Origin of the sequence: Prevotella falsenii DSM 22864 = JCM 15124, from assembly GCF_000613945.1 — a bacterium.
GTDB classification, from domain to species: Bacteria; Bacteroidota; Bacteroidia; order Bacteroidales; family Bacteroidaceae; genus Prevotella; species Prevotella falsenii.
The window spans coordinates 1-12,062 of the sequence record NZ_BAJY01000048.1 but is presented as its reverse complement, the minus strand read 5'-3'; the positions used below and the strand labels follow the sequence as shown (position 1 = coordinate 12,062).

Annotated in this window: 15 protein-coding genes; 8 read left to right on the top strand and 7 right to left on the bottom strand. The window is 46.7% G+C overall.

All coding sequences use genetic code 11. The features are described from left to right. Positions 1 to 112 precede the first annotated feature (112 nt). From JCM15124_RS11835 to JCM15124_RS17010, 5 genes are all read right to left on the bottom strand, one after another. A complete protein-coding gene (locus JCM15124_RS11835) occupies positions 113 to 1,282 on the bottom strand; it encodes a DNA/RNA non-specific endonuclease (protein WP_024999572.1) in 1,170 nt (389 codons plus the stop codon). Between the two features lie 14 nt (positions 1,283 to 1,296). Beyond that, the gene (locus JCM15124_RS11830; protein WP_232220186.1) at positions 1,297 to 1,497 is read right to left on the bottom strand and encodes a hypothetical protein; all 201 of its coding nucleotides are present in this window, start codon (positions 1,495 to 1,497) and stop codon (positions 1,297 to 1,299) included. A gap of 16 nt (positions 1,498 to 1,513) precedes the next feature. After that, the gene (locus JCM15124_RS14365; protein ID WP_232220185.1) at positions 1,514 to 2,677 is read right to left on the bottom strand and encodes a hypothetical protein; all 1,164 of its coding nucleotides are present in this window, start codon (positions 2,675 to 2,677) and stop codon (positions 1,514 to 1,516) included. A 77-nt stretch (positions 2,678 to 2,754) separates the two neighbouring features. Continuing rightward, a complete protein-coding gene (locus JCM15124_RS16825) occupies positions 2,755 to 3,246 on the bottom strand; it encodes a hypothetical protein (RefSeq protein WP_232220184.1) in 492 nt (163 codons plus the stop codon). 196 nt (positions 3,247 to 3,442) lie between these two features. Beyond that, entirely contained in the window at positions 3,443 to 3,574 is a 132-nt protein-coding gene (locus tag JCM15124_RS17010; RefSeq protein WP_262499283.1) for a hypothetical protein, read from the bottom strand. A 574-nt stretch (positions 3,575 to 4,148) separates the two neighbouring features. Between JCM15124_RS17010 and JCM15124_RS11815 the strand changes: the two genes are divergently transcribed. From JCM15124_RS11815 to JCM15124_RS11780, 8 genes are all read left to right on the top strand, one after another. Next, complete coding sequence (locus JCM15124_RS11815; RefSeq protein WP_024999569.1) at positions 4,149 to 4,658, top strand: GFO_1088 family ECF-type sigma factor; 510 nt, start codon at positions 4,149 to 4,151, stop codon at positions 4,656 to 4,658. Beyond that, complete coding sequence (locus JCM15124_RS11810; RefSeq protein WP_024999568.1) at positions 4,649 to 5,116, top strand: PG0215 family putative anti-sigma factor; 468 nt, start codon at positions 4,649 to 4,651, stop codon at positions 5,114 to 5,116. The genes JCM15124_RS11815 and JCM15124_RS11810 overlap by 10 nt, the downstream gene beginning before the upstream one ends. Then, positions 5,106 to 5,543, top strand: coding sequence for a DUF6108 family protein (locus JCM15124_RS11805; RefSeq protein WP_024999567.1), 438 nt, complete (start codon positions 5,106 to 5,108; stop codon positions 5,541 to 5,543). The genes JCM15124_RS11810 and JCM15124_RS11805 overlap by 11 nt, the downstream gene beginning before the upstream one ends. Positions 5,544 to 5,590: 47 nt before the next feature. Further along, positions 5,591 to 6,427, top strand: a complete 837-nt coding sequence (locus JCM15124_RS11800; RefSeq protein ID WP_024999566.1) for a hypothetical protein — start codon at positions 5,591 to 5,593, stop codon at positions 6,425 to 6,427. A gap of 552 nt (positions 6,428 to 6,979) precedes the next feature. Continuing rightward, positions 6,980 to 7,507 carry a DUF4172 domain-containing protein gene (locus tag JCM15124_RS16820; RefSeq protein WP_232220183.1) on the top strand — a complete coding sequence of 176 codons (528 nt, stop codon included), beginning with the start codon at positions 6,980 to 6,982 and terminating at the stop codon, positions 7,505 to 7,507. Continuing rightward, positions 7,429 to 8,049 carry a Fic family protein gene (locus JCM15124_RS16815; RefSeq protein WP_232220182.1) on the top strand — a complete coding sequence of 207 codons (621 nt, stop codon included), beginning with the start codon at positions 7,429 to 7,431 and terminating at the stop codon, positions 8,047 to 8,049. Before JCM15124_RS16820 ends, JCM15124_RS16815 begins: the two co-directional genes overlap by 79 nt. Positions 8,050 to 8,326: 277 nt before the next feature. Continuing rightward, positions 8,327 to 9,559 (top strand): AAA family ATPase, encoded by a 1,233-nt coding sequence (locus JCM15124_RS11785; RefSeq protein WP_024999564.1) that lies wholly within the window; start codon positions 8,327 to 8,329, stop codon positions 9,557 to 9,559. Next, positions 9,556 to 10,062, top strand: coding sequence for a hypothetical protein (locus tag JCM15124_RS11780; protein WP_024999563.1), 507 nt, complete (start codon positions 9,556 to 9,558; stop codon positions 10,060 to 10,062). Before JCM15124_RS11785 ends, JCM15124_RS11780 begins: the two co-directional genes overlap by 4 nt. Before the next feature lie 499 nt (positions 10,063 to 10,561). Here the strand turns inward: JCM15124_RS11780 and JCM15124_RS11770 are convergent, their stop codons facing one another. After that, positions 10,562 to 11,176 (bottom strand): flavodoxin, encoded by a 615-nt coding sequence (locus JCM15124_RS11770; protein ID WP_024999562.1) that lies wholly within the window; start codon positions 11,174 to 11,176, stop codon positions 10,562 to 10,564. A 12-nt stretch (positions 11,177 to 11,188) separates the two neighbouring features. Beyond that, positions 11,189 to 12,040: an aldo/keto reductase gene (locus tag JCM15124_RS11765; RefSeq protein WP_024999561.1), complete on the bottom strand. Its 852-nt coding sequence runs from the start codon at positions 12,038 to 12,040 to the stop codon at positions 11,189 to 11,191. Positions 12,041 to 12,062 lie beyond the last annotated feature (22 nt).

Sequence of the window (12,062 nt, the reverse complement as noted above, 5' to 3'; positions counted from 1 at the left end):
AAAGAAAGGTGTAAATATTTTCGCAAATAATTATAAAGGTGCGGCTGCCGGCCGTCGGAAAGAAAGAAAAAGTCCGTCAGAAGTTTTCCCTCTAACGGACTTTGGGTTTGCCTTACCTTTGTTTTCTTAAAGTAACAGACTTTCTTTTCTTACCTTTTACTTGTTTCTTGCCCGAAAGAGAAGGCTTGGAAGGGATATTAATTCCCCAGTAACCGGCGTCTACGGTGGCTTCTACAGCCTTCTCGATGTCATCGTCGAGGTTGCAGAAGAAGTCGATACCGGTGCGTTTCTGCAGTTCCTCGATGGTGATATACTCGGTCTGACTTTGCTTATAGTGAGGCGACCAGATGCCAAGGGCACGATATTTCTTGGTCGGCTTGTCGTAAGACAGCAGTGCCATATAGAAGTATTTGGGCACAATACCGGGGAAATGGAGGCTGCTTGGAGACTTTCCTTCTGCCTTGGCAATATTTTCGATGTCGGCAGCGTTGCAGATATACTCAGCCTTGTCGATGGTAGCCGCCTTTACAACATAGAGCGTATCGCATTTGCCGGCCCACGTGCGCACATTTCCTTCGAGGTTCTGCCATACGCCACCGTTATGTCCCTGTATCTGAGGCTGCATGTTGCTCAGGTAGAAAGTCTGGTCATTCTGCTCGATGGAATAGCGTCTGTCGCCTGACGGGCAGAGGTGTCCGCGAGCGAATCCGCTACCTTTGTAATCGTTGAGAGTAGTCTGCATGTCCGATGGAATATCAGGGTCTTGTTTAAACTTGCCTCCCCTATCTACATTCGGCTGCATAATTTTCTTGTACATCTGATAGCAAGTCCAACGATTGGCTTTGCGTGTGGCGTCCCACTCTATGGAATAGTTGTTCATTCGCTCACCGTTCTCGGTGGTGAAGTGGGTAATCTCGTAAATCTTATTAGTACCTTGATAGAAGCGTGGGAACTCCAATCGCCACCCTTCGCGGTTCTTCTGCAGGTCGGCGGCAGTGTTACGGTTGGCGTTTTTGCCTGATGGGTTGGGGGTCGGAGCAGGTTCATCGGTCAGCGTATAGCTTACCTGCGAGAGGAGATAGTCGTCTGACACCTTCTTACCCTTGGGATAAACCTTTATGCCCACATCTTTGAGAACACGGAAACTGTCTATAGTCTCGCCCGTGGTGTAGGTATGCACCTTTCCGTGCTTGGTGGTAATGGTGAGTTTCTGCTTATTGCTCTGTGCCGTAGCTGCCATGCTAAGTAGCAGTGCCAGCGAAATAAATACACTTTTCTTCATTTTTATCTTCTTCCTTAATTTAGGTTATTATCATCGTCTGTGTCCCAAAAGCCGTCCTTGGCGCACCCATCTTCCCACGCATTGCCACTTCCGTGGTCGTTTCCGGTGTCTACTTGCGTTCCGTCGGCATTCACGTCGGTAGTGCTCATAACAAGGTCAGCCGTGCCGACGAGTATGTTTATACTCGCCGGAGCTATATAAAGTCTTTTCTTCATAAACGTGTTCTCTGTCTTAATTGATGACAATTTTACGACCGTTTACGATATATAGCCCCTTGGGCAAGCCGTTAATGCTGCTTCCGAGGTATTGTCCATTGAGGTTATACACCTTGAATGGGCGTGGCCGGGTGTGCGCTTCGGGAAGCGTAATGTCCGTAGGCTCGTCGTGGAAAGCTATCTTGGTCTCTGCCGTGGCAGGTACTTTATAATATGCGCGCAACCCTTTGAGGCGGTTCGCCTGCCCGTCTGACCCTGTGGGATAATAGAGATTGCCGTCGGAAGAGAGGAAACGCTCCGTCTTATCGAGTGCTAACTCGACCGGAGAGTAGGTCGCCACGAAGCTGTATTTGCCGTCGGCTGAACTCACGGTCAGGGCTTTTGTAGCCTTGAGGGTTATGTTTTCGTAGGTCGGATTTTTCATTTCCCACTTCACAAGGTAGGGTATGCCGGCCTCGATGCGTGTCTGTTCGCTATCGAAAATCATCGTGCTGCCGTTCATTTTGCCCGTAAACTTGGCTATCTGTGCATCGTTCAGGGCTTCTTTTTCGATGTCGAAGGGCACAGAAAAGGTGTTCCAATGCCCCGAGGTGAGCGTTTGTTTCAGGCGCACAGCTACATCAGGCAGGTCGTGTTGGGGCGAAACGAAGGGTTCTTCCTCATCAATCACGAAGACAACAGGACGCCGGTTGTTTTCAAACAATGGGTTTATTTCCTGCTTTTCGCCGGCGGGCACGGCAATACCGGCAAGGTCTACGATGGCTCCGGCATAGGGCGCAACATACTTATCCTTGTCGGCTGTGATGCCAAAGCGGTTGTGCACGGCGATGCCCTCCTTCGTTGAGAGACCGTCGGCAGCGATATGAAGACCCTCCAAGCTAATCCAGTCGGCAACATTGGCGGCATAATCGGCTGCCTTTATTGCTTTCGGCTGCACTTCAGCCTCCGTTACAGGAGCCGCAATAACGAGCAGCGACGTGTTGGTAACGGCACTTACAGCCTTGAAACGTGGCACGCCGTTCTCCACTACGTACTCGCCCGTTATCTTTCCTGCCATGTGTTGGTTGCATACAAAAGGCACATTGGGATTGATACCGTAGAAGCACACGGCACCGGTACGGTCGCGCACATAGGCTTCTTGTGTGTCGCCCGTGCCGTGTACATAGAGCACACGTGCCATACTACCATCGTCGCCGTCGGTCAGAGAGAGCGTTGCACGACTGCCACTCTGCAGAGCTTTAAGTTCCTGAATGCTGTTTACGGTGAATACAGGCTGCGCCGGCGTGTCAGCCGAATAAGTGATGACGCAGTCTCGATGTAATTTTTGTCAGTCGCAGTGAAAGTTACCGAAGCTGTGGACGTACCATTGTCGGTCCATTCCATGCCGTTGAGCGTTCCCGGATTGGCATTACTACTCACTGTTCCCGTGAATACGACAGCCGTGATATGCTGCCCTGCGGGCACGCTGAAAGTGATGCTGCCACCATTTTTATAGAAGCGCAGTTCGGTTTTGCCTTTGCTATTCAATACGCGCGTATGCGTCTTTGCATGAGTACACGACATACTGACACTGCCCAAGGTGTAAGCCGGAGCCGTCAGGTCTGTCCATTTCTTCGGGGCAGGCTTAGCTATTCCCAATGCTTTGAGTCCTTCATCGGTGCTAAAATCGAATGTAACCGTGTCTGCAAATACCTGCAACGGCAGAGCGAGCACGGACATGAGCACGAAAAAGCGTAAAATTCGTTTCATAAGTGTTGTAAATTAAGTTTATTATAAATAATGTATTGTTTTATATTATCGCATATTTTAAGTTAATAGCTTAAGCTATTCGATTTGCGGTTTCGACCTGCAAAGATAATAACAATTTCCGAAATAGAAAGAAAAAAACGAAAAAGAATAAAAGAACCATTAAAATTTTACTTTATCAGTCCACTGAAACCAACAGTCAATCCACTAAATATCGAATTCCGTCGCATTTACGAACAAACGGCAGAACGTCTGACTTTACTTGCTCGATGTCGGCTGTGGAGAGCCTTCCGTTATCGTTCTTCGCAGATACTTCATTACGTTTTGCCATTGCCCCACTCCGCCTATATTTATCGTTTCACAGACGGAAAAAAGGCAATAAAAACGTAAATATTTTTCGCAAGCATAGCTGTTGCGTAACTATCTCGCTGTCAGTGCGTTGCAAAACCTATTGTTTGGCATTGTAAAACCGTAGGTTTTGCACGGTTAAACCGTAGGTTTTACAACGCAAAACCTACGGTTTCGCAACGCCAAAGCGATTATATCACTTTTTAACAGAATTATCTTTACAATTTATATGCGCTTGAATTAAGGATTATCCGAAAGTATTTTGTATTTTTGTCGGGTAAAAACCAACAGCCGTACACGGCTAAAAAGCAATAACGCTGCATGGGTGAAGCCAAGAAAGGTGCACGCATCGGCGAAGCGCAAGTTGGGTTTTGAGCAAAGTGCAACGCCATTACTCCATCTCCTGCCTTGCTTGCAAAGAGCGGGGGGAACTTGTTTAAAAAAACTATGAAAGCTGTTTTTAAAACTATGAAAGAACGATATACAGACGAAAAGCGGATTTTTTTACTCCCGAATGTCACAAAACGACGAGTCGTCCGTTTACCTATTGAAAAGCGATGGAAATAGAAACATTCAACCAAATGGTGATGAACCTGCGCAGCCGACTGCTCCGTGTGGCAGCAACGTTGGAGGGTGGAGATGTTGAAGCCGAAGATTTCGTGCAGGAAACATTCCTCCGTCTGTGGGCTATGCGCCAACGGTTGGACAGCCACCCCAACATCGAGGCGTTGGCAACGAAGATTGTCAAAGGCATAGCCATTGACCATTGGCGGCACAGACAGTTCGAATGCGCGGAGGGCGAACACCCGAAAGAGCTCGCCACGGAGCAGCGAACGATGGCTGAAAAGGACGACATGGAACTGATACGGCTGATAGTAGACCATCTGCCACCGCTTCAAAGGCAAATCTTCCGACTCAAGGACATAGACGGATACGAGAACGAAGAGATAGCAAAAATATGCGGTTGCACGGCGGAAGCACTGCGACAGAACCTGTCGAGAGCACGTCGGCGCATTCAAAAGGAGTTTATAAGACTGACAACGGAAGGAAACAAGATATGCAAATAGACGACATTAACAGCTTGGTTCAGAAGTATTTGGACGGCGAAACAACAACGGCAGAGGAGCAGCAGCTGCGCAACTTCTTCGCACAAGACCCGCTGCTGGTGCCCAACGAGCTGAAACCGCTGTGCGCGCTGTTTCGTTGGGAGACTGCGGAACGCTGCAAGGAAGGTACGGAAAAGACTGTGCCGACAGCAGAAACCCACACCACGAAGAAACGGAAACGCATGCCGAGCCGGATTGTGGCAGCCGTTTCGGCAGCTGCCGCAGTGGTTGTAACGATGTTCGTAGTGCGCCACAACGTAACTCAAACAGGCGATTACGCCATCGTGGACGGCAAATGTATCACCAACAAGGAGGTGGTGCAGAGCGAAGCGGAGGCAGCTCTCGACATGGTTTCGGCTGACGGTAACGAGGATTTCAATGCACTTTCACTGATAGGAGGAACAACCGATGAAGAATAAAACAATAAGAACCCTGCTCACACTGTGCCTGTTTGCGGTTCTGATACCTGCATCTGCACAGAGCGATTTACAGACGGGCATCGCCTTCGAACGCTTCGGCAAGGCACGAAACTGCAAGATGGTGGTGCTGAACGACGCCACGCTGAGGGGCTACAAACTAAAGGTGTACAAGTCGCTGACGTATAAAAAGATTGGCGCAAGCATAGCTCCGTACCTGAATGCCGACAGGAAGAAAGCCCGGAAAATACGCGAAATAGTAGACGACGGAAAGGTTACGAGCGGCTATTACATGCTGCCGCCGCTGCCTTCGGGGTACAACCGATATATCCTTTTCAGCAATACGGCAAACGACAGCGGTGCCATCATCTACATAGAAGGCACGCTCGGTCCCGACGAAATTATGAAGTTATGCTACAACAAACGCTGACGGGAAGCAACAAACATTCACAGAATAAAAACAAAAAAAATACAATTATGAAACATCTGTTATTTACCTTAGCACTTATCGCAGCTGTTCCGGCAATGGCTGCCGAAGAAAACGACACGACTATCCACTACGCCAACAAGCAGATAGTGGTGAGTACGGACAGTGTATCGCTCAACGTGGCTGTCTTCAACAACGACGGCAGCACCCTCGTAAAGACGAAAGAGACGAGCTTTGTAGACGGTCAGGAGGTGGAACGCTTCTTCGTTTCCTCGCCGTTTGTGCCTGTCCGCAAGAAGAGCGGGCGCACTTTCTACGGTCATATCCCCGATTTCTTCATCGGAGTGAACCTCTTGAACGGAGGAAAAGATATGCACAGCAAAGACGTAAAATCGTTGGAATGGGGCATTACCCTCCTCCAAGTAGGCGTCGGACTCAACGATGCCAACACCTTGGGCATTGTTTCGGGCTTCCAAGCAGGTTTCATACACAACCATTTCCAAACCAACTACATGCTGACCGACGTAGACGGAACGCCCACTCTTGTAAGAAATACGGCTGAAAAAGTAAAGACGAGTTTCATAAAATACAGCTACTGCAAAGTGCCGATAATGCTGGAGTGGAAGAAAATGTCGCCCGGAAAGCAGATGTACATGGGTTTGGGCTGCTCGTTCGATATTAAGGGAGAAATAAGAAGTAAGTACAGAATAGGCAGCAAACGCCACACCGTCAGCCGTAACTTGGACACGAACCCCGTGGGTGTGAACCTCGAAGCCTACTTCGGCTTCAATTCGTTCTCTATTTATGCCCATTACAGTCTTACCAAACTGATGAACAGCGGTCCTGCCTGCCACCCCTTCGGTCTTGGTTTCGGCTTTGAACTTTAAGGCAAACCGGCTAAAAGGCAACACATCTGACCGATAAACAGAAAGAGACGGCACAAGGGGCAGCGGCACCGCAAACCGTTCAGGCATCAAAATACCTCCGCCCCTCCACCGCCCTACCCGCCTTTCCGCCCCTCGTTTCATAGGCGGAAAGCAGGCAAGGGAAGCGTAAATATTTCTCACAAACGCAGTTATTGCATAATCATTTCACTATCAAAGCATTGAAAAACCCATTGTTTCGCATTCCGAAACCGTAGGTTTGGCACGGTAAAAGCGGTTGTTTTGCGATGTAAAACAGCCGCTTTCGCAATGTCAAAACGAAATCAACGTTTTCTCTTGGGAGTTTCTTTGCAAAAGCAAAGCTGTTTTCATGGTCTATACTATAGCGTATAGGAATGATAGAAAAAACCATAAACACGCCCGCAACGACTCGTTTGCGGAGAATAAAAGCCTTATTCTTCGCAAATTTGCGTAGAATAAACGCCGTTTTATCTGCAAAAGTTTGTAGTTGTGGCAAAAATGTATTAAGTTTGCCAACAAATAGGTTTAAGTTGTATGAACAGTAAATTTATATGGCAAGATACCGACTTGCGCAACATGACTTGGCAAGACAGTGCTTTCAGCAGCCTTCTTTCCGAAGTGAATTTGCTTCGTGGAAAGCTGTTGGGCAGGCTTTCACTGTTTGGTTTTAAGGAACAGTCTGACTTTATGTTGAACGCCTTGACCGAAGAAACTGTTCATTCATCAGCGATAGAAGGCGAAAGACTCAACAGCGACAGTGTGCGTTCTTCCGTTGCTAAACAGTTAGGCTTGGAATACGAAGGACTGCCCAAGACCGACCATTACACAGAAGGTGTGGTGCAGGTTATGGTAAATGCAACCCGGCATTTCGACGAATCCATCAACAAGGAAAGGCTATTTCGCTGGCATTCGGCTCTGTTCCCTACGGGGCATAGCGGCATGTACAAAATAACGGTAGGCAATTGGCGACAGGGCGAAGAGCTATGCAGGTGGTATCGGGGGCTATGGGAGGGCAGAAAGTTCACTACGAAGCACCACCGAGCAACGAGGTTCCGCAAATGATGCAGCACTTTTTTGAATGGATAGAGGGCGATGCGTCTGCCATAGACCCATTGGTAAAGGCGGCTGTTGCCCACCTTTGGTTCCTCACCATTCACCCTTTCGACGATGGCAACGGGCGACTGTGTCGCACCGTAACAGAAATGTTGCTGTCGAGAGCCGACGATACTTCCCAAAGATATTACAGTCTTTCTTCGGAAATACTCAATCACCGAAAGGACTACTATGCACAACTGGAAAAGGCACAGCACGGCAAATCCGACATCACGGAATGGATAACGTGGTTTCTCTACACGCTACGCAGTGCCCTGAATGTTGCACTTGAAAAAACCGAAAACACCATGCGGAAAGTCCGTTTTTGGGACAACCATAAAGACTTAAAGCTGAACGAGCGACAAAGAAAAGTACTCAATATGCTCCTCGATGGCTTCGAAGGCAAACTGAACTCTTCCAAATGGTACAAGATAAACCATTGTTCGCAAGACACAGCCATAAGAGATTTGAACGACCTTGTAGACAAAAAAAGTGCTGCGGAAAAGCGATGAGGGCGGGCGCAGCACGAACTATGAACTAACAACATAACGTGCATTATTCTCAGAAATCCGCTATCTTTAATTATGGCGGAGTTGCCATAATTAAAAAAGAGATAAAATAAGGTGGTCTAATTCCGCAAAGACCGGCAGACTATACAGTTCGTCTTTCAAGTTTAAAACGCTGACACATAAAAGTAAACCGCTCCTATCAACATTGTATCGAAAAAAAACGCTATCTTTGCAGTGCAGTTATTAAAAGCATACAATACATATCCAATAAAGGCGTAACATGAGCAGAATTAAAATAAAGAACTTCGGACCGCTTGCCATCTCAACAAATGGAAATGACGGTTGGCTGGAAATAAAGAAGGTTACGGTATTCGTCGGTAACCAAGGGAGCGGCAAAAGCACAATCGCCAAACTTATTTCCACTTGCGTCTGGATAGAGAAGGTGCTGACGAGAGGCGATTTCAAGGAAAAAGAATTTACGGCTTCCAAGTTCAGAAATAAATATTGCGGCTATCATCGCGTCTCAAGCTATTTCAAAAAAGACCGTACTGAGATATATTACGAGGGCGATTCATATAATTTCACCTACACCAAAGAGGGCGAATTTAATATCGAGAAGAATACGAATGCACTTAAATCGTATTCTTTACCGCAGATAATGTATGTGCCGGCAGAGCGCAATTTCATCAGTATAGTAAACAATCCAAGCCTGATAAAAGAACTTCCATACTCCCTGCTTACCTTCCTGTCCGAATACGACAAGGCTAAAAGCATTATAAAGGGCAACTTCGACCTCCCTATCAATAGTGCTTCGCTCGAATATAACAAAACAAACGACACCGTTTCTGTCAAAGGCGGCGACTACAAAGTTAAATTGCAGGAAGCATCAAGTGGGTTTCAGTCGATTGTTCCATTATATCTCGTATCCGATTTTCTTTCAAAATCCGTCCGCAACCAAGCTGTCCAATCTCACAAAATGAGTACCGACGAAGCGAAACGCTTTGAGGAGGAGGTTTCAAGAATTTGGTCTGACGAGCATTTTACAGATGAACAGAGACGCATAGCCTTATCTGCACTTTCGTCCAAATTCAACAAATCCGCATTCATCAATATCGTAGAAGAGCCCGAACAAAACTTGTTCCCAAAATCGCAAAGCCTTTTGCTGCAAAGTTTGCTGCGCTTCAACAACTCTTTGCCGGCGAACAAACTCATCATAACGACCCACAGCCCCTATCTAATCAACGACCTGACGGTAGCAATCAAGGCAGGTCTGCTGCAAACAGAGAAAGAAATAAACGACGAAACAAAAGAAAGAATTGATGCGGTTTATCCTCTTTCATCGTCTCTCGTACCAAACGATGTGGCTGTTTACGAACATAATGAGCCTGAAGCATGCTTCTCCTTGCTGGGAAACTATAAGGGCATTCCATCGGACGAGAACTTCCTGAATGTCCAACTTGAAGATAGCAACAGCCGTTTTGCCGACTTACTGGAAATAGAACAAACGCTATGACAGACTTCTTTCCCCAAGAGCATATCACTATTTCAAAGAAAAGAATATTCGGATTGTGCGATTTTCCGGACAATTCGGGCAAGCCTGCTTTCCTTGCGGAGGATAACGGAGAAGAATGGATTGCGGTTGTGCATAATGACAACCAAAAAGAAATCAGCTTTGTTCCCATCGACCACTGTATAGAATTGCTGACAGAAGATGGCAAAACAGACAACCGATGCGATGGTTGCCTATTCTACGATACTACCATTATTTTTGTTGAACTTAAAGAAAGAAATAATAGTAAAAGCAGAGATTGGATAAGACAGGGCGAAAAACAATTGCGTTCTACCATTCATCATTTTGAGCAAGAAGAACAATCGCAATCGTTTGATATAAAAAAGGCTTACATTGCAAATAGCAGTAAGCCTTGTTCCAAAAGTTCATACGCCGAGAGAATGCAACGTTTTTTTGATGAAACAGGCTATTCTCTACGCATCGAAAGCCATATTAAGGATTTATAGAGAGAGACAGAAGAAAGGCGCAACCACTGCTTTAAAATATCTCTCTCATCAAATTCAAAGATGGCTAAAAATTGAACAGAAAACTACTTTTTGCTTGTTTTTCTGTTCAGAATATGGCTGTTTATTGTAAAATTCATCATCTGAAACGCTCGTTTTCGCAGATACTTCATTATGCGTTTCCACTATCCTTGCTTCGCCTGCGCCCCTCGTTTCATAGGCGGAAAGCAGGCGAGGGAAGCATAAATATTTTTCACAGACACAGTTATTGAATAATTACCTCGCTATCAGTGCATTGCAAAATAATGGGTTTCGTATTCCGAAACTGTAGGTTTGGCACGGTAAAAGCGGCTGTTTTGCGATGCAAAACAGCCGCTTTCGCAACGACAAAGCACAGTTGCCGCTTTTTAACAGAACTATCTTTACAAAGAAAGTGCGGTTTTGTGTCTTTGTAAAAACGCTTAGTGGCGATATTTACAAGACACTTGCTGCCCGGTGATACTTAATATCCCAGTCCTTTGAGCCACTCTTTCACAGTGGCATCTGCCCCTTGTTGAGCTGCTTTTCCTTGAACTGCCAAGCCTTTCAGCATTGTTGCACCTTTACAAGCAGCTGCCACTTGTCGGTCGGTACCGCCAAAACCGCTTCCCTCATGGGTAATGAACGGAATGATGGTTTTGCCTTCCCAGTTATGCTTCTCTATAAAAGTGTAGAGTGCCATCGGTGGTTCGCCCCACCAATTGGGAAATCCGATGAAGACGACATCGTAGTCCTCAACCTTTATGTCGCCCTTTATTTCAGGGCGTGCGTTGGTGCGCAGCTCCTCCTTTGCCTGCTCTATGCACGGATTATAAGCAGCGGGATAAGGCTTCACCGTCTCAATATGGAACGTGTCGGCACCGGTCTCGCGGGCTATCGCTTCGGCTATTTTCTGTGTGTTGCCCACTTTTATGTAGCCTACGTTATAATTCTCGTCGGCGCGCGAGAAGAATGCTACCAGTATTTTCTTATCTTTCATATTGTTTGAATTGTTTTTGTCCGACCTGTTGTTTTGTGCACACGAGATATTACAATATCCCACGAATGCTGCCAAGGCAATAATCAATAACTTCTTCATAGTTTTTAACCTTTATACCAAGCCTCTCCAGCCCATAAACATCTTTGTTGTTTCAGCATCATTATGGTCGAAGAAAAGGCTCTTCCCGGTGTCGAGTGCCTTAATCTGCTCTCTTTCATCGTCGGTAAGTGCAAAGTCGAAGATGTCCATATTCTCCTTCATGCGCTCAATGTGCGTACTCTTGGGAATGAGTATAATATCGCGCTCCAACATATACCGCAATGCCACTTGAGCCACACTTTTGCCATGCGCCTTCCCGATAGCCTCGAGAACAGGGTTGGTGAAGAAGCCGTTGCGTCCTTCAGCCAATGGTCCCCACGACATGATGGCAGTGCCGAACTCCTTCATATACTCCTGCGCTTTCCATTGCTGGTTGAAGACATGTGTCTCCACTTGGTTTACCATAGGCGGAACTTCAACGTTGCTTGCCAAATCGATGAACCGTCCCGGTAGGAAATTACTTACGCCGATGGCACGTAGCTTACCTTCCTTATAGGCGTCCTGCAATGCACGGTAGGCACCGTAATAGTCGCAGAAGGGTTGGTGCAGAAGCATGAGGTCTATATAGTCGGTGTCCAACCGGCGCAAACTCTCGTCGATGGCGGCTTTTGCACGTTCGTATCCATAGTTGGACAACCATATTTTCGACACAAGGAAGAGGTTCTTGCGTTCAATTCCGCTCTTCTTGACGGCAGCCCCTACCCCTTCTTCGTTGGCATACGCTTGTGCCGTGTCTATCATACGATAGCCCACACTTAACGCATCGCCAACACATCGTTCGCATTCCTCGGGTGTTACCTGATAGACGCCATAGCCTAACTGTGGCATCTCAATTCCATTACTTAGTCTGATAGTCTTTTCCATATCTTATACTTTTTATTATTAA

Coding starts and splice junctions, on each gene's coding strand:
- JCM15124_RS11830 (WP_232220186.1), bottom strand. CDS start 1,497: ATGAAGAAAAGACTTTATATAGCTCCGGCGAGTATAAACATACTCGTC.
- JCM15124_RS11835 (WP_024999572.1), bottom strand. CDS start 1,282: ATGAAGAAAAGTGTATTTATTTCGCTGGCACTGCTACTTAGCATGGCA.
- JCM15124_RS11770 (WP_024999562.1), bottom strand. CDS start 11,176: ATGAAGAAGTTATTGATTATTGCCTTGGCAGCATTCGTGGGATATTGT.
- JCM15124_RS11810 (WP_024999568.1), top strand. CDS start 4,649: ATGCAAATAGACGACATTAACAGCTTGGTTCAGAAGTATTTGGACGGC.
- JCM15124_RS16820 (WP_232220183.1), top strand. CDS start 6,980: ATGAACAGTAAATTTATATGGCAAGATACCGACTTGCGCAACATGACT.
- JCM15124_RS16815 (WP_232220182.1), top strand. CDS start 7,429: ATGCAGGTGGTATCGGGGGCTATGGGAGGGCAGAAAGTTCACTACGAA.
- JCM15124_RS11780 (WP_024999563.1), top strand. CDS start 9,556: ATGACAGACTTCTTTCCCCAAGAGCATATCACTATTTCAAAGAAAAGA.
- JCM15124_RS11785 (WP_024999564.1), top strand. CDS start 8,327: ATGAGCAGAATTAAAATAAAGAACTTCGGACCGCTTGCCATCTCAACA.
- JCM15124_RS16825 (WP_232220184.1), bottom strand. CDS start 3,246: ATGAAACGAATTTTACGCTTTTTCGTGCTCATGTCCGTGCTCGCTCTG.
- JCM15124_RS17010 (WP_262499283.1), bottom strand. CDS start 3,574: ATGGCAAAACGTAATGAAGTATCTGCGAAGAACGATAACGGAAGGCTC.
- JCM15124_RS11765 (WP_024999561.1), bottom strand. CDS start 12,040: ATGGAAAAGACTATCAGACTAAGTAATGGAATTGAGATGCCACAGTTA.
- JCM15124_RS14365 (WP_232220185.1), bottom strand. CDS start 2,677: ATGGCACGTGTGCTCTATGTACACGGCACGGGCGACACACAAGAAGCC.
- JCM15124_RS11800 (WP_024999566.1), top strand. CDS start 5,591: ATGAAACATCTGTTATTTACCTTAGCACTTATCGCAGCTGTTCCGGCA.
- JCM15124_RS11815 (WP_024999569.1), top strand. CDS start 4,149: ATGGAAATAGAAACATTCAACCAAATGGTGATGAACCTGCGCAGCCGA.
- JCM15124_RS11805 (WP_024999567.1), top strand. CDS start 5,106: ATGAAGAATAAAACAATAAGAACCCTGCTCACACTGTGCCTGTTTGCG.